At 64.4% G+C, this 16,241-nt stretch carries 15 protein-coding genes; 10 read left to right on the top strand and 5 right to left on the bottom strand.

Features of this window, described 5'->3' with window-relative positions; all coding sequences use genetic code 11:
• Nucleotide 1: 1 nt before the first annotated feature.
• From coaBC to ONR57_RS07815, 5 genes are all read left to right on the top strand, one after another.
• Nucleotides 2–1,273 (top strand): bifunctional phosphopantothenoylcysteine decarboxylase/phosphopantothenate--cysteine ligase CoaBC, encoded by a 1,272-nt coding sequence (gene coaBC, locus ONR57_RS07835; protein ID WP_265122586.1) that lies wholly within the window; start codon nucleotides 2–4, stop codon nucleotides 1,271–1,273.
• A gap of 99 nt (nucleotides 1,274–1,372) precedes the next feature.
• Nucleotides 1,373–2,587 (top strand): methionine adenosyltransferase, encoded by a 1,215-nt coding sequence (metK, locus tag ONR57_RS07830; RefSeq protein ID WP_265122585.1) that lies wholly within the window; start codon nucleotides 1,373–1,375, stop codon nucleotides 2,585–2,587.
• A 60-nt stretch (nucleotides 2,588–2,647) separates the two neighbouring features.
• The gene (locus ONR57_RS07825) at nucleotides 2,648–4,603 is read left to right on the top strand and encodes a primosomal protein N' (RefSeq protein ID WP_265122584.1); all 1,956 of its coding nucleotides are present in this window, start codon (nucleotides 2,648–2,650) and stop codon (nucleotides 4,601–4,603) included.
• A gap of 84 nt (nucleotides 4,604–4,687) precedes the next feature.
• The gene (locus ONR57_RS07820) at nucleotides 4,688–5,314 is read left to right on the top strand and encodes a PadR family transcriptional regulator (protein ID WP_265122583.1); all 627 of its coding nucleotides are present in this window, start codon (nucleotides 4,688–4,690) and stop codon (nucleotides 5,312–5,314) included.
• 9 nt (nucleotides 5,315–5,323) lie between these two features.
• Nucleotides 5,324–5,689 (top strand): nitroreductase family deazaflavin-dependent oxidoreductase, encoded by a 366-nt coding sequence (locus ONR57_RS07815; RefSeq protein WP_308198662.1) that lies wholly within the window; start codon nucleotides 5,324–5,326, stop codon nucleotides 5,687–5,689.
• Between the two features lie 101 nt (nucleotides 5,690–5,790).
• Here ONR57_RS07815 and ONR57_RS07810 read toward each other — a convergent pair whose 3' ends face one another.
• Together ONR57_RS07810 and ONR57_RS07805 are read right to left on the bottom strand one after the other, a co-directional pair.
• Entirely contained in the window at nucleotides 5,791–7,893 is a 2,103-nt protein-coding gene (locus ONR57_RS07810) for a 3-hydroxyacyl-CoA dehydrogenase NAD-binding domain-containing protein (RefSeq protein ID WP_265122582.1), read from the bottom strand.
• A gap of 15 nt (nucleotides 7,894–7,908) precedes the next feature.
• A complete protein-coding gene (locus ONR57_RS07805) occupies nucleotides 7,909–9,123 on the bottom strand; it encodes an acetyl-CoA C-acyltransferase (RefSeq protein WP_265122581.1) in 1,215 nt (404 codons plus the stop codon).
• Between the two features lie 261 nt (nucleotides 9,124–9,384).
• Here ONR57_RS07805 and ONR57_RS07800 point away from each other — a divergent pair, with 261 nt between their 5' ends.
• The 4 genes from ONR57_RS07800 to ONR57_RS07785 all read left to right on the top strand — a co-directional run bounded on the left by ONR57_RS07800 (nucleotide 9,385) and on the right by ONR57_RS07785 (nucleotide 14,394).
• Nucleotides 9,385–10,389, top strand: coding sequence for a triacylglycerol lipase (locus ONR57_RS07800; RefSeq protein ID WP_265122579.1), 1,005 nt, complete (start codon nucleotides 9,385–9,387; stop codon nucleotides 10,387–10,389).
• Between the two features lie 93 nt (nucleotides 10,390–10,482).
• On the top strand, nucleotides 10,483–11,418 hold the full coding sequence (fmt, locus tag ONR57_RS07795) for a methionyl-tRNA formyltransferase (RefSeq protein WP_265122578.1): 936 nt from the start codon (nucleotides 10,483–10,485) through the stop codon (nucleotides 11,416–11,418).
• A gap of 29 nt (nucleotides 11,419–11,447) precedes the next feature.
• Nucleotides 11,448–12,944, top strand: a complete 1,497-nt coding sequence (locus ONR57_RS07790) for an RsmB/NOP family class I SAM-dependent RNA methyltransferase (protein ID WP_265122577.1) — start codon at nucleotides 11,448–11,450, stop codon at nucleotides 12,942–12,944.
• A 10-nt stretch (nucleotides 12,945–12,954) separates the two neighbouring features.
• A complete protein-coding gene (locus ONR57_RS07785; RefSeq protein ID WP_265122576.1) occupies nucleotides 12,955–14,394 on the top strand; it encodes an amidase in 1,440 nt (479 codons plus the stop codon).
• A 13-nt stretch (nucleotides 14,395–14,407) separates the two neighbouring features.
• Here the strand turns inward: ONR57_RS07785 and ONR57_RS07780 are convergent, their stop codons facing one another.
• The 3 genes from ONR57_RS07780 to ONR57_RS07770 all read right to left on the bottom strand — a co-directional run bounded on the left by ONR57_RS07780 (nucleotide 14,408) and on the right by ONR57_RS07770 (nucleotide 15,510).
• Nucleotides 14,408–14,620, bottom strand: a complete 213-nt coding sequence (locus ONR57_RS07780) for a DUF2945 domain-containing protein (RefSeq protein WP_265122575.1) — start codon at nucleotides 14,618–14,620, stop codon at nucleotides 14,408–14,410.
• A 72-nt stretch (nucleotides 14,621–14,692) separates the two neighbouring features.
• Nucleotides 14,693–15,133: a hypothetical protein gene (locus ONR57_RS07775; protein WP_265122574.1), complete on the bottom strand. Its 441-nt coding sequence runs from the start codon at nucleotides 15,131–15,133 to the stop codon at nucleotides 14,693–14,695.
• Nucleotides 15,130–15,510, bottom strand: a complete 381-nt coding sequence (locus ONR57_RS07770; RefSeq protein ID WP_265122573.1) for a hypothetical protein — start codon at nucleotides 15,508–15,510, stop codon at nucleotides 15,130–15,132. Before ONR57_RS07770 ends, ONR57_RS07775 begins: the two co-directional genes overlap by 4 nt.
• 41 nt (nucleotides 15,511–15,551) lie before the next feature.
• Here ONR57_RS07770 and rpe point away from each other — a divergent pair, with 41 nt between their 5' ends.
• Complete coding sequence (gene rpe / locus ONR57_RS07765; protein WP_265122572.1) at nucleotides 15,552–16,241, top strand: ribulose-phosphate 3-epimerase; 690 nt, start codon at nucleotides 15,552–15,554, stop codon at nucleotides 16,239–16,241.

Raw genomic sequence — 16,241 nt, 5'->3', positions numbered from 1 at the left:
AGTGTCCGCAACGGAAACTGCAGTGGTTGATGGTGCGGCGCCGCGTAAGCGGGTGATCGTCGGGGTTTCCGGCGGTATCGCCGCCTACAAGGCGTGCGCGCTCGTGCGCTACTTCGCTGAGGCCGGGCATGACGTCCGTGTCATCCCGACTAATTCAGCGCTGGAGTTCATCGGCGCAGCGACGTTCGAGGCGCTTTCGGGTAATCCGGTGCATACCGGGGTGTTCGAAAACGTGCACGAAGTGCCGCACGTTCGGCTGGGGCAGGAGGCCGACCTCGTTGTGGTCGCGCCCGCCACGGCTGACCTGCTGGCACGCGCCGCTCATGGCCGCGCGGACGATCTGCTTACCGCGACCTTGCTTACGGCGCGGTGCCCGGTTCTGTTCGCGCCCGCGATGCACACCGAAATGTGGGAGCATCCCGCCACATCTGACAACGTCGCGACACTTCGCGGCCGCGGTGTGATTGTGATGGAACCCGCGTCGGGCAGGCTGACGGGCGAAGACACTGGCCCCGGCCGCCTGCCCGAGGCGGATGAGATCTATGGGCTCGGGAGCATGCTTCTCGAGCGTGCGGATGCGCTTCCTCGCGACCTGACGGGATCCAAAGTGGTCGTGTCAGCGGGTGGCACGCGGGAGCCGCTGGATCCGGTGCGTTTCCTCGGCAATCGCAGCTCAGGCAAACAGGGTTACGCCGTCGCGCGGCTGGCGGTTCAGCGCGGGGCGAAGGTCACGCTGATCGCTGGTCCGGCTACCGGCCTCACTGACCCAGCTGGAGTGGAGATCGTTCGAGTCTCGACAGCAGAGGAAATGCGAATCGCGGTGCGCAAGCACAGCGATGACGCCGACGTCGTGATCATGGCGGCGGCGGTTGCAGACTTCCGCCCGGCATCCGTCGCAGAGAGCAAGATCAAAAAGGGCGCCGGCGAGCCGGATATGATCCCTCTGGTCCGCAATGCCGACATCCTCGCGGAAACCGTGGAACGGCGAGACGAGGGTGCGCTGCCTGCAACGCGAGTGATCGTCGGATTCGCCGCGGAGACGGGTGACGAGCACGGTGATGTTTTGACGCATGCCCGCGCGAAGCTTAAGCGCAAAGGCTGTGAGCTTCTTGTCGTCAATGCGGTCGGCGAGGGCAAGGCATTCGAGGTGGACTCGAACATGGGGTGGATTCTGTCGCGGGAAGGATCAGAGAAGGCCCTGCCGCTCGGGTCGAAAAACCTCATGGCGAGCCGAATTCTTGATGCCGTCAGCGCGTTGCTGTACGCCGGATAATGGTGGAAAACACCTCGCTCGCCGAGTACGGCGGAACGAACCAACCGTGCCTAGACTGAGCGTAATGACCGCAAGGTAACCAAGCGAGAGGCAAACGACGTGAGCCCGTCCAGTCGCAGACTGTTCACCAGTGAATCAGTAACTGAAGGCCATCCCGACAAAATCTGCGACGCCATCAGTGATTCCATCCTTGACGCGATTGTCAAGGAAGACCCGGGCGCCCGGGTCGCGGTGGAGACTCTGGTGACGACCGGACAGGTCCACGTTGTCGGTGAGGTGAGCACCACCGCCTACGTCGACATTCCGACGATCGTGCGCGAACGAGTGCTGGAGATCGGCTACGACTCATCCTCCAAAGGTTTCGACGGCAATTCGTGCGGCGTGAACGTGGCGATCGGCGCGCAATCGCCGGAAATCGCACAGGGTGTTGAACACGCTTACGAGTCGCGGGTCGAAGGCCTGAGCGAGGACGACCTCGACCGCCAGGGGGCGGGCGACCAGGGATTGATGTTCGGTTACGCGTGCCAGGAGACGCCGGAACTTATGCCGCTGCCAATCGCGCTGGCACACCGGCTGTCGCGGCGGCTGACCGAAAGCCGCAAGACCGGAGTCCTGCCGTACCTGCGTCCGGACGGCAAGACGCAGGTCACAATCGAGTACGACGGTGTCCGTCCAGCACGCCTCGACACAGTGGTTGTCTCTACCCAGCACGCAGCAGATATCGACCTCGATAATCTTTTAGCGCCGGATATCCGGACTCACGTGCTGGGCTCGGTGCTATCCGACCTCAAGGAGCTTGATCTCGATACATCGGACTTCAAGCTGCTGGTGAATCCTACCGGGCGGTTCGTGCTTGGCGGCCCGATGGGCGATGCCGGACTCACCGGCCGGAAGATCATCGTTGACACGTACGGCGGAATGGCGCGCCATGGCGGTGGTGCGTTTTCCGGTAAGGACCCGTCGAAGGTAGACCGCTCCGCGGCCTACGCGATGCGCTGGGTTGCGAAAAATGCAGTCGCTGCAGGCCTTGCGGACCGGCTAGAAGTGCAGGTCGCGTACGCGATCGGTAAGGCGGCTCCCGTTGGGTTGTTCGTCGAGACGTTCGGGACCGAGAAGGTCGATCCTGCGAAGATCCAAGAGGCGATCACGGAGGTATTCGACTTGCGGCCGGCCGCGATCATCCGCGACCTCGACTTGCTGCGACCAATTTATGCACAGACGGCCGCGTATGGACATTTCGGCCGCACCGATATCGACCTCCCGTGGGAGCAGACTGACCGGGTTGATGCGCTGCGTGCTGCAGCGAGCCTCTGACCGGGAGCGATACTGGAGCGAACAGCGGCAGCGGAGCGGCCAATCGCACGGATTCTTCCGATGCTTCCACTGTCGCACCTCGACCGCGAGTTCGACTATCTTGTTCCGGCTGACATCGACGAGGCTGCGCAACCCGGGGTGCGCGTCCGCGTCCGGTTCGCTGGCCGTCTGGTAGATGGGTACCTTCTTGAACGGGTGAGCACGAGCGAACGGGATGGCAAGCTCGGCTGGATCGACCGGATAGTGTCCCCGGTTCAGGTCCTGACCCCCGAAGTGGCTCGCCTTGTGACGGTCGTCGCGCAGCGCTGTGCGGGCACCAGGGCTGATGTGTTGCGCCTCGCGATCCCGTCGCGTCACGCGCGGGTCGAGGGGGAGGACCACACCCCGGAAACAACAGTCACCGCTGCGCCTGACGTAACCGCATGGCGGACATACGCGCTGGGCGCGGAACTCGTGACCGCTCTCGGGGAAGGAAAGGCGGCACGCGCAGTCTGGCAGGCCGCACCGGGGGAAGAGTGGCCGATGCGGTGCGCCGAACTCGCTGCGCAGGTCGCAGCCTCGGGCAAAGGCACATTAATTGTTGTTCCGGATCAGCGCGATCTGGATCGGGTTGGGGCGGCGTGCGAGAAACTTGCTGGCGCGGCAGCCGTTGCAGTGTTGTCCGCCGGACTGGGTCCGGCGCGGCGGTATCGCACGTGGCTGCGCGCCCTGCGGGGCAGCGCTCGCATCGTAGTAGGTACCCGCAGCGCGATGTTCGCGCCCGTGCAGGATCTTGGCCTGGTCATTGTCTGGGACGACGGTGACGATCTGCACGCAGAGCCGCGATCCCCGTACCCACATGTGCGTGACGTCGCTATTCAGCGCGCTCACTTATCGGGAACAGGTCTGGTGATTGCAGGCTTTGCCCGGACGTGTGAGGCGCAGCTGCTCGCCGAAAGCGGCTGGGCACAGGAAGTCAGCGCGCCCAGGGACGTTGTGCGTGCCCGATCGCCGCGCGTCGTCGCGCTGGCGGACAGTGACACGGCGCTCGTTCGCGATCCCGCCGCCCGCGCAGCACGATTGCCTGCGATCGCGTTCCAGGCAGCCCGGGCAGCGCTCGGTCGGGACGAGCCGGTGTTAGTGCAGGTGCCGCGGAGGGGGTATGTGCCCGCACTCGCCTGCCAGGACTGCCGGACGCCGTTGCGATGTCGCGTGTGTGCGGGTCCGATGGAGATGCTCAGTGACGGCGGCACACAGCATTATCGCTGCCGATGGTGCGCAACCGGGGCAGGTGCGCCGAAATGTGTGGCGTGTGGCTCAGGACGGATCAGGGCACAAGTGGTCGGCGCGCGGCGTACGGCGGAAGAATTGGGGCGGGCGTTTCCGGGTGTCCCAGTTGTGACTTCCGGCGGCGACGCAGTGCTGGCGACTGTGCCGCGGCGGCGCTCCCTCGTGGTGTGTACGCCTGGTGCAGAACCGGTTACCGAAGAGGATGGGTACGGTGCCGCGCTGCTGCTTGACGGCTGGGCGATGCTGGGGCGGGCAGACCTGCGAGTTGCGGAGGATGCCCTGCGCAAGTGGATGGCGGCGTCAGCACTCGTCAAACCAGCGTTGGCGGGCGGCACCGTCGTCGTCGTTGCTGACGCCGCCATCCCCGCGGTTCAAGCGCTGATCCGCTGGGATCCAGCAGGATTCGCTGACGCGGAGTTGCGCGAGCGGGAGGAGGTGGGGTTCCCGCCGGCCGTGCGCATGATCGCAGTAGATGGGCCTGCGGCGGCGGTCACCGATTTCGTGTCCCGCGCCGACTTTCCCGAGGGCACCGACATTCTGGGTCCGGTGCCGCTGTCACCCGCAGCCCGGGCCCCGGTGTCCGCAACCGCGTCTCCCTCCGAACAGGCTGAACGCGTTCTGCTGCGGATAGCGCGGACGAAGAGCGTCGAACTGGTTCGGGAGGTGCGGCGAGTCCAGGCCGTGCGCAGCGCTCAGAAGGGCTCCGTGCCGGTGCGGGCGCAGGTGGAGCCGCCACATATGGGTTGAGCCGGATGAGGGGTTGCGTCGCGAAGTTGTGCGATATATCGTTAATAAAGCGATATAACGTAACCTATCGAAGGGAGTGCGCGCATGCGCCACGAACAACACGAACGCAACCGTCGCCGCGATGAACGCCGGGCGGAACGCCGAGCCAGACACGAGCGCCCACGCGGCGGTCTGCACATTGAAGGCTTCGGCGGTGGGCCGGGTCTGATTCGGATTGGCGGGCCAGTCACTCGCCGCACCCGCGGGAAGCGCGGCGATGTACGGGCCGCGGTTTTGCTGCTGCTCGCTGAATCACCAATGCACGGGTATCAGCTCATTCAGGAGATCGAAGAGCGCAGCGGTGGTGAGTGGAAACCGAGCCCAGGTTCGATCTACCCGACACTGTCCGCGCTCGAAGACGAAGGCCTGCTGGTCATCGAGCGTGTCGAAGGCCGGAAAACTGCGCGGCTTACCGATGCCGGCACAGAACACGTCACAAGTCAGCACGACAAGCTCGGCGATCCCTTCGCTGCGGTTGCTGGGGGAGCGGACGGCGCCACTCAGGCTCGTGACCTCAGAGAACTTGCCCGTCTGCTGCATGCCGCCGCCCGGCAAGTCGCAGCAGTAGGAACTGCGGACCAGTACACTGAAGCGGCCAGAATCTTGACTGAGGCGCGCAAAGCCCTGTACCGGCTCCTCGCCGAAGACGCTGGAGGGCGAGCTGGAGAATAAGGAAACGCCATGCCACTTCCCGCTGCGCTCGCGAGGTTCAACCGTCACGCCACGAACAAGGTCGCCGCGATGGCTGCGACACGAATGCCCGGGATGGGCCTGGTGGTGCACCGCGGACGGCATTCCGGCAACGTTTACACGACGCCCGTCAATGTGTTTCGCGACGGGGACGATTATCGCATCGCGCTCACGTACGGCACGAAAAGTGACTGGGTGCGTAATGTCGTCGCCGCGCGCGGATGCGTGCTCGAAACCCGCGGCCGCAGAATACAACTCACGGATCCCGTGATTGAGCGGGATCGCGCGGCCGCTGGGCGCCGGTCGTGGTCCGAGCTGTCCTGCGGACCGTCAATGCGCCCGACTCAATTCGCCTGACGCCGGTGCGGTGAAACCGCGGCGCACGCTGCGCCGACCCCCTTGCCTGCGCAGCGTGTGGCCGCGAAGGTGCCGAGAGTCGGCGCGTACAGCCGGGCGCGCTATACGCTGGCAACGCCTGGTTCGTGGAAACGTCTTCCGTTGACCGCTTCTGACGTGCCGCTGCGGTCGAGATACGGCGTGATGCCGCCGTTCCAGAAAGCGAATCCGCCACCGAGAATCAGGCACAGGTCGATGTCTTGCGCCGCAGCGACGACACCTTCCTCGAGCATGATCCTGATCTCTTCCGCGAAGGCCCGGCGAGTTCGTTCAAGCACGTCGTCAGCCGTTGATTGTCTGTCACCCTGTGTCCACAATTCGGCGACCTTCGGGTCGACAGACTGATTGCCGTGCTCGTCGTATGCCCACACTTGCTTCAGTCCGGCGTCCACGATCGCGCGCAAACCGGGCGAGTCTGTGAAGCGGTCCGGATAGTACGCGGACAGTGTCTCACCGGTATGCAGCGCGACTGCGGGGCCGACGAGGCCGAGAAGCGTAAACGGAGACATCGGCATGCCCAGCTCGGCGATCGCATTGTCAGCGACATCGAAGGGCGTACCCTCGTCAACGGCATTCATTACCTCGCCGAGCGTACGAATCAGCAGCCGATTGAAGACGAAGCCTGGCAAGTCGGCAACAAGCACCGCTGACTTCTTGAGAGTTTTCGCGGTCGCGAACGCGGTGGCGAGGGTCGCGTCGTCGGTCTTCTCTCCCTTGATGATCTCGAGGAGCGGCAGCACCGCGACCGGGTTGAAGAAGTGGAAGCCCACCACGCGCTCGGGGTGCTTCAGTTCGGCCGCCATCTTCGTGATCGACAACGAGGACGTGTTCGTCGCGAGAATCGTGTCAGCTGAGACGTGCTGCTCGAGTTCGGCGAACACTTTCTTCTTGACGTCCATGTTCTCGAAAACCGCTTCGATCACAAAACTGGTATTCGCGAACACCGACTTGTCGAGCGAACCAGAGACAAGTGCTTTCAGCCGGTTCGCGCCATCTGGGGAGACACGGCCCTTGGCCTGCAGCTTGGCGATCTCACCGTGAACGTAGCCGACGCCTTTGTCGATGCGCTCCTGGTCGATGTCGGTCAGGATCACAGGAACCTGGAGCTGCCGCACGAACAGCAGCGCAAGTTGTGAGGCCATGAGGCCGGCGCCAATGATGCCGACACCAGTGACCGGCCGGGCGAGGGCCTTGTCAGGTGCCCCGGAGGGCCGCTTCGCGCGGCGCTGGACGAGGTCGAACGCATAGAGGCCAGCTCGCAATTCGTCACTCATGATGAGGTCGGCCAGGGCCTCATCTTCGGCGGCGAACCCGCTGGCAAGCGAGTCGGGATCGTTGATGTCAGTGTCGCGCGCCAGGGCCAGCAGTTCGAGCGCTCTCGCAGGACCTGGAGCGTAGCCACGCGTCTTCGCGCTGACGAAGTTGCGTGCACGATCGAGCGCATTGTCCCAGTCGTGGTCCCGGTCGATAGCGGGCCGGTTCAGGGTGACGTCACCAGCGAGGACGCGTGCTGCCCAGCGCAGTGACTGTTCGATGAAATCAGCCGAGTCAAGCCGTTCGTCGAAAATCCCCAGCTGCATTGCTTGGCCGGGTTTGAGCATCCGGTTCTGGTTAAGCGCATTTTCCAGGATGACGGCGACGGCATTCGAGGGCCCGATGATATTGGGTAGCAGTTGGGTACCGCCCCAGCCGGGAACGAGGCCGAGGAAACACTCAGGCAATGCGATTGCCGCGACACTGGCCGACACGGTGCGGTAGTGGCAGGCGAGGGCGATTTCGAGGCCACCGCCCATTACAGCCCCATTGACGAGGGCAAATGTTGGGATCGGTGAATCGCGCAACCGCTTGAACACCCGGTGACCGAGACGGCCGATCTCGAGAGCCTCCGACCGCTCACTGAGCTGGCCGACGCCTTTGAGGTCCGCGCCCACCGCGAAGATGAATGGTTTTCCGGTGATCGCGATCGCCGCTGGCGTTGCGCCGAATGCGGCGTCGAGGGCCGCGTCGATGTTCGCCAGCCCTTGCGGGCCAAACGTTGTCGGCTTCGTGTGGTCGAACCCATTGTCAAGAGTGATGAGCGCAACCTGGCCATCGATACCCGGGACACTGACGAGGTTCATGTACGCGTGGGTGACGACTTCGGCAAATGTGGACTGATCTGTCATCTTCTTCGTCCTTCCTCAGTCGTTTTTCTTGCCGTCGTAGTGGGGGTTTTCCCAGATCACGCTGCCGCCCATGCCCATTCCGATACACATTGTGGTGAGGCCGTAGCGGACATCGGGCCGCTCCTTGAACTGGTGACTCAGCTGCGTCATGAGGCGCACACCTGAGGAAGCGAGGGGGTGCCCGCACGCGATCGCACCGCCCCACTGGTTGACACGCGGATCATCGTCAGCGATGCCGAAGTGCTCGAGGAAGGCGAGCACCTGCACTGCGAAGGCTTCGTTGATTTCAAAGAGACCGATATCTGCAATCGTGAGGCCGGTACGGGCGAGGAGTTTCTCGGTTGCGGGCACTGGGCCGATTCCCATGACGGCGGGATCGACACCTCTGAACGCGAATCCGGTCATACGCATGCCGATGGGCAGGCCGAGCACGTGTGCGGTGTCCTCGCCAGCGATAATCGAGGCGGTCGCGCCGTCATTGAGACCAGCGGCGTTACCCGCGGTGATACGGCCTGCGACGCGGAACGGGGTCTTGAGGGCCGCAAGGTCTTCGAGAGTGGTTCCCGGGCGGGGCGGCTCGTCTTCAGTCGCGTATCCCCAGCCGGATTCACTGTGCCGGGTTGCTACTGGCACGAGGGTATTGGCTATTTTGCCCGCTGCACGGGCAGCCTCGAATTTCTGCTGACTGCCGATCGCGTACGCGTCGGTGCGCTGTTTGGTGATCGAGGGAAAACGGTCGTGGAGGTTCTCCGCGGTGTTGCCCATGACAAGCGCGCTGGGGTCGACGAGTTTGTCGGCGAGGAAGCGTGGATTCGGATCGACACCTTCGCCCATGGGGTGGCGCCCCATGTGCTCTACACCGCCAGCGATGGCGACGTCGTACTGACCGAAGCCAATTGCGGCTGCAGTGGTCGTAACGGCGGTCATCGCGCCGGCACACATGCGGTCGATGGCGTACCCGGGGACGGTTTCGGGCAGTCCGGCTAGCACGGCTGCGCTGCGCCCAATTGTGAGCCCTTGGTCACCGGTCTGGGTAGTGGCGGCAATCGCGACGTCGTCAACGTCCTGAGGCGGGAGTTGCGGGTTGCGCCGGATGAGTTCACGAATGCAGTTGACGACGAGGTCGTCGGCGCGGGTCTCGGCGTAAATGCCTTTCTTGCCGGCCCGCCCGAACGGGGTGCGGATGCCGTCAACGAATACGACACTCCGGGAATTGGTGGTGGAAGCCACGCTGTTCCTCCTGGCTGGAGAGTGCGGTGATTGCGAGAAGCGGTTCTCACTCTAACTCAAGTTACTGATCAGTAGCTTAGCCTTCGGGGGTTTGGATTCGCCCGCCGGAGTTGCGGCGGTGAGTGCTGGAGCCGCCGCTCGAGGTCATCTTCCTATAACAAACATGGTGTGGGTTTTCTTTGAATATCGAAATCGGCCGTCACCTCTTACAATTTTCGAAACGCGCGGTGTCTGTCGGCCGCAGGAACGGGAAGGCGGGCCATGCGAAATTCACGAGGCCATGTCATTAAATCCGCGTCGTCCGCACTAATTCTGCTATTGAGTATCGTTCTCCTGTCGCCCGGTGCTGCGGTCGCTGACGTGCCGCGTGCTGGCATGCCTGAGGTACAAGGGCCCCGGCAACTGACGGCACCACAAGCGAAGAAGTTCGACCTGGCATTCCCGGGCCATGCGCCTGCGCAAACTAACGATTTTCTCTGTCGGCCGGATGCGCAGAAGCCGCACCCCGTGCTGCTTGCACACGGCACAGACGCGTCAGCGTATGCGGACTACGCGCGCCTCGCGCCATTCTTGCGCGACCACGGTTACTGTGTTTTTGCACTCAACTATGGGCTTGGAAAACCCGGCATTAATTTCAGCCCCGCCACCGGTCTAGAAGCACCCACGTACGGAACGACCGACATGCGGGAATCAGCAAAAGAAGTGGCACGGGCGGTAGCACTTATCAGGTCTGCCACGCGTGCTGAAAAAGTTCACCTGATTGGTTTCTCGCAGGGCGCAAATGTCACGCGGTACTACGTCAACAAGCTCGGTGGTGCCACCTACACCGCCTCGTGGGTAGGCATCGCATCGCCGTCCTATGGCACGCAGGCCCCGCCCGGCGTGCTGGCTCCGCAGGGTGCCAGCCTTGATCAGATCCTGGCGCCGGCACTGGTCCAGCAACTGGCAGGCTCCGAATTCCTGACTGAACTCAACACACCCCGCGACACTGTTCCGGGCGTGCGCTACACCACGATCGGTACCCGCTACGACGAGGTGATCACTCCAGGCGACAATGGCAGGCTGCGCGGCGAGAACGCCCGCAATCACTACATACAAGACTTCTGCATGGCTGATATGAGTGGGCATTTCCAGCTGCCTTACAGTCCGCTCGTCGCTGAACTCGTGCTCGCGGCCCTCGATGAGAAGCACGCGTTGCGGCACGAGTGCAGCTTCGTGCCACCTGGCGTCGGCCTACTCGAAACGATCATCGCCAACAACTTCTGACTCAGCCGGTACGGAATCGAGCGCCGCGGTTTTCGTCGCGCCGGCGAGGATCCCTAGACTGGTGCGGTCAGTGATCCCACCGTAAGGAGACCGATGCGGCTCGTATTCGCGGGCACCCCCGAGCCTGCTGTCCCCGCACTGCGGCGCCTCATCGAGAGCAAGGCTCATGACGTCGTTGCCGTCGTCACCCGGCCAGACGCGGCCGCAGGACGCGGACGGAAGCGGCAGCGTTCCCCAGTCGCGCGGCTCGCGGATGAGCACGGCATCCCGGTGCTCACACCGCTGCGCCCACGCGACCCCGAATTCCTCGCCCAGCTCCGGGAACTGGCCCCCGACTGCTGCCCCGTCGTCGCCTACGGCGCGCTGCTCCCATCGGAAGCGCTCGCGATCCCTAAATATGGCTGGGTGAACCTGCACTTCTCGCTGCTGCCCGCGTGGCGGGGCGCCGCGCCCGTACAGGCGGCGATCAAGGCAGGTGACGACATCACGGGGGCTAGCACGTTCCTGATCGAACAAGACCTCGACACTGGTCCGCTCTTCGGTGTGGTGACTGAAACGATCTCACCCACGGACACGGCGGGCGACCTCCTGGCCAGGCTGTCCGAATCTGGCGGGCTCCTCCTCGAACGAACCATGGATGGAATCGCGGATGGCTCCCTCACAGCCGTGCCGCAGTCCGCTGAGGGGGTGACTTACGCCGCGAAAATCACCGTCGACGAAGCCCACATCAACTGGAATCAGCCCGCGCATGCCATTGACCGGCTCATTCGGGCGATGACCCCGGAGCCGGGCGCCTGGACCCGCATCGGTGACCTGCGCGTCAAGATTGGCCCGGTGTCGATCACGCCGCCGGACAAGGGGCCTGCTCTCTCGCCCGGAGAAGTCAGTACTACGAAGTCGGCAGTGCACATCGGTACGGGAAGCGGAGCCGTCACGCTCAGCACCGTTCAGCCGCAGGGCAAGAAGCTGATGACAGCCGCGGACTGGGCACGCGGAGCGCGACTCGCGGCCGGTACGGTCGCACACTGAATGAACAAGCTGAAGGAGAGAGTGGTCGCGTGAGCAGCGAAGAGCCAGGCGGACGCAAACGAAGCAACGGACGCGGGGGCCGGGCCCGTGGTACCGGCCGCCAGGCGGACAACACGCGGCCAGGGCCGCGGCGCAGCGGCGAGGACCAGAGCCGCAGGGCCCCGCGCCGCACTCAGCCGCCGCCTGCCGCCGACCCAGCGAGGGAGGTAGCCCGCGACGTCCTGCAGGCGGTTCGCGCGCGCGATGCCTACGCCAACCTGTTGCTGCCCGCGCTCCTGCGTGACCGGCGAATCAAAGGCCGTGACGCGGCGTTCGCCACCGAACTCACCTACGGAACGTGCCGCGCGCTCGGCCTGCTCGACGCGATCATTGCCGCCGCCGCCAGCCGGGACGCAGATACCATCGATGGTGACGTCTTAGACATCCTCCGCCTGTCCGCGTATCAGCTGCTGCGGACCAGGGTGGCGCCGCATGCCGCCGTCAGCACGGGGGTCGCGATGGCCCGCGACACTGCTGGCGCGCACGTCTCTGGGTTCGTGAACGCAGTGTTGCGGCGGGTGTCGGAGAAGACCGAAGCAGAGTGGGTAGCTCAGCTCGCGCCGCCGGATCCGATTGGGCGACTGGCATTTACATATGCGCACCCACGGTGGATCGCACAGGCTTTCGCGGATTCGCTGGGGCCGAGCGCCGGCGAGCTGAGCGCGGCCCTCGCGGCCGACGATGCGCGCCCGGTCGTCCATCTTGCGGCACGGCCAGGAGAAATAACTGCCGAAGAACTTGCGCTTGTCACGGGCGGCGACGAAGGACCGTATTCGCCGTACGCGGTGCGGCTCGAATCTGGCGGAGATCCAGCATCGCTCGAGCCGGTTCGCGACGGTCTCGCGTTCGTGCAGGATGAGGGCAGTCAGCTCGTGGCGCTCTCGCTGGTACGCGCGCCGTTATCCGGCGCGGACAGCGGTCGCTGGCTGGACCTCTGCGCGGGTCCTGGCGGAAAAGCTGTCCTGCTCGGTTCGTTCGCGCGAATCGATGGTGCTCATGTCGATGCCGTTGAGGTCGCGGCGCACCGCGCCCGCCTCGTGCGGCAGGCTGTGGAGGGTCTGCCCGTAACAGTGCACGAAGGCGACGGACGTGACCCTGGTCTTTCGCCTGGCTACGACCGGATCCTCGTCGACGCGCCCTGCACCGGCCTCGGGGCGCTGCGCCGCCGGCCAGAAGCACGGTGGCGCCGTCAGTCTGGCGATATCGGGGACCTGAGCAAGCTGCAGCGCGAGCTCCTCGATTCCGCAGTGCGCCTGCTCCGGCCCGGCGGCGTGGTCGTGTACTCCACCTGTTCCCCGCACCTGCTGGAAACGACCACCATCGTCGCAGCCGCGGTGCGGCGGCACGCTCTTGAGCAGATCGACGGGAGCAGTCTGCTCTGTGATATCGAAGCAGCCGAGGCGGGCAAGGCCATCCAGTTGTGGCCCCACCGTCATGGCACCGACGCGATGTTCATCGCAGCGCTGAGGAAACCCGCAAGCGAGTAGGATCGCGGGAGTGCCACAGCGACCTACGTGCGGGAATGGCGGGGCTACCCGTATATCCACGTTCAGTGACGATGCACTGGGCACCGATGACGCAGTCGGCATCGCGGCCCGGATCGCTGCGCGTGAAATCTCCGCGTCCGAGGCTCTCGAGGCTGCTATCGCGCGCGCGGCATCAGCAGACCCGGCGCTGCATGCCGTGCAGATCGCAGCATTCGAACGGGCGCGCGCGCATGTGGCGGCCGGGCGCTTGCCGACGGGTCCTTTCCAGGGCGTGCCCACGTTCTTGAAAGACAACGTGAACATGTCTGGCTTGCCCACGACACGCGGGTCCCGCGCATTCTCCGCGGATCCGGTCGCACGCGACGATCGCTTCGTCGCGCAATTCGTGTCGCTGGGGCTTGCGGTGCTGGGTAAAACCCGCCTGCCGGAGTTCGGTTTCAACGCGTCAACGGAATTCATGGATGACGACCCGACTCGCAACCCCTGGCTGCCCGACTTCTCCGCCGGCGCGTCATCAGGAGGTGCGGCGGCCCTCGTCGCGAGCGGCGCAGTGCCGATCGCCCACGCCAACGATGGGGGAGGCTCGATCCGCATCCCCGCAGCCGCGTGCGGGCTCGTCGGGCTGAAGCCAAGCCGCGGGCGGCTGCGGTCCGAACCACTGCACGACGCCCTGCCGGTCCGGATAATTTCGGACGGAGTGCTCACACGTAGCGTGCGGGATACCGCGGCGTTCTTCAGCGCCGCAGAGCGCACCTTTCGTAACAAGAATCTCGCGCCCATCGGCGACATCAGTGGGCCCGGCCGCCGGCTGCGGGTCGGGGTCGTCCTCGATTCCGTCCTGGGGCATCCCACCGACGCAGAGACTCGGGCAGCGGTGTTGTCGGCCGCAGAGTTGCTCGCTGACCTCGGTCATTACGTCGACGAAGCCCCCGTACCGGTGAGTGCAGGATTCGCGGAGGATTTTTTGCACTACTGGGCGCTGCTGTCCGTGATGCTCACGGTGCCCGGGCGGTGGATCCATGGCAAGGACTTCAGTCCTGACCGCCTTGATGGGCTAACCCGCGGACTCGTGGAACGTTTTTGGCGCAACGCCCACCTCACACCCGCCGTGCTGTACCGGCTGCGGCGCACGGGGGAGCTGGCCCGCGCGAAGTTAGCGCGCTGGGATGTCATCCTCAGCCCTGTCGTGAGCCACACGACCCCGCCTATCGGTTACCTCTCACCTCGGCAGCCGTTCGGCGAACTCCTTGAGCGACTCACCCGATACGTCGCGTTCACACCGCTCAACAACGTGGCGGGCACACCCGCTCTCTCACTGCCACTTGGCCAGACAGCAGGGGGGCTGCCAATCGGCGTGCACTTCTCGGCGCACCACGGCCAGGAACGCACGCTCTTGGAACTCGCACTGGAAATCGAGGAGGCAGCGCCTTTCCGAAGGATCACCGCCTGATCCCGCTCCGTCCTCAGTCGAGTTCGCTGTGAAGCTTGATGACTTTGGTGCCGTCATCTTGCCTGATGACTACGGCCGGGTTGTCTCGGCTGCCATTGCGGGTGACGGTCTGCCCTTTGCTTTGGATGTGCGTCTTCTCGCAGCAAACCCGCTCCACCTCGCCGGAGGCAATTCCGTTGCCCCATTTCCACGCGACGATGTCACCGACTTTGGGTTGTGAGCTCATGAGGAAGATGTCCCTCAAGCAATCCCACTCTAAACATCACAAGAACCTGGGTGCTTCGTCAGGCACGGGGCGTTAGTGCGCTGTATGTCGCAGCCACCACAGCCCGGCGATGGGCAGCACGAGCGGGATAAACAGGTATCCCTGACCGAAGTGTGACCACACTGTCGGTTCTGGGAACCATTCCGGGACAACAAAGCTGATCGTTCCCACGGTTATCACGCCGGCGAACTCAACGATGCACGACCACATCGCGAGGCGGCGGGAAACGGTGGTCGCACGGGCTAGCGTGAACGTCGCGAGGATGTAGAACGCGGCGGCGACAGCAGACAGAACAAATGCAATGGGTGCAACCTCGAACCGGTCAACGATCTGTACGAACGAGCGCGCTGCGGCAGCGAGGCTGAACACCGCGTACACGGCGATGAGGATCCGGCCGGTGCCGGTGCGTGTGCGTTCGCGGACTTGTTGCTCCGGTGCACCGCCGGGAGTAGTGCCTGATGTGCTAACCGTCATACTCCTGCGCTCCACAGTTCGTGCATTCGCAGCACCATTACCGGCACTGCGACGAGACCGACCGCGAGCACTCCGGCGCCTGCCCGGCTCCGGTCGCCGAGCGCCCACCACGTGGCTATCGGGATGATTAGCGGGACACCGATGAGGTACAGCACGAACGTCAGTGTCGAGACTTCGCGATCGTCCGTAACGAGCAGCATAAACCCTGCGAAGGTCTGGACGATCGTCAGCGCCTCCGCGACGCCCAGAACGCCGAGCAGCATCTTGCCAGCCAACCGGCTCAGATCCACGGGGCGATCGGCTATCAGCTTGACCAGCGCCCACAGTGCGGCCCCGAGCGTGAGCACTGTGATGGCGATGGAGAGTGGGGTGATCATCGGGTTTAAGACTTTAACACCGCACCTCTTACACTCGCAGCATGGCTGCTCACCCTCGGGGACCGATGATCGCCCCCTCGATTCTGTCCGCGGACTTCGCCCATCTCGCCGACGAGGCCGCTGCGGTCGGCGGTGCCGACTGGCTCCACGTCGACGTCATGGACGCGCACTTTGTGCCAAACCTCACACTTGGTCTCCCGATCGTGGAGAGCTTGCTGAAAGCGACCACCATTCCGATCGACTGTCACTTGATGATTGAGAACCCCGAACGCTGGGCCCCGCCGTACGCGGAGGCAGGTGCTCATAACGTCACTTTCCACGCGGAAGCCACCGACAACCCGGTGGCCGTGGCTCGCGATATTCGCGCTGCGGGAGGGAAGGCCGGACTGGCCATCAAACCAAACACCCAACTCGATCCGTACCTCGAAATCCTGCGCGAGTTCGACACTCTCCTCGTGATGAGCGTCGAACCCGGTTTTGGCGGGCAGAAGTTCATTGCCCACGTACTCGACAAGGCACGCCGCGTGCGCAAACTCGTCGATGCGGGTGAGCTCACAGTGCTCGTCGAGATTGATGGCGGCATCAACATGGAGACGGTCGAGTCCGCCGCGGAGGCGGGGGTGGACTGTTTTGTGGCCGGATCTGCTGTGTACGGAGCGGACGATCCAGCGGCCGCGGTAGAAAAACTGCGCGCGCTCGCGGGTGCAGCCTCCGCTCACCTCGAGCACTAG

This window comes from Hoyosella sp. YIM 151337, assembly GCF_026041215.1.
Taxonomy (GTDB): domain Bacteria; phylum Actinomycetota; class Actinomycetes; order Mycobacteriales; family Mycobacteriaceae; genus Hoyosella.
Note: the sequence above shows the minus strand (reverse complement) of the source record. Positions and strands in the feature narration are given on the sequence as shown.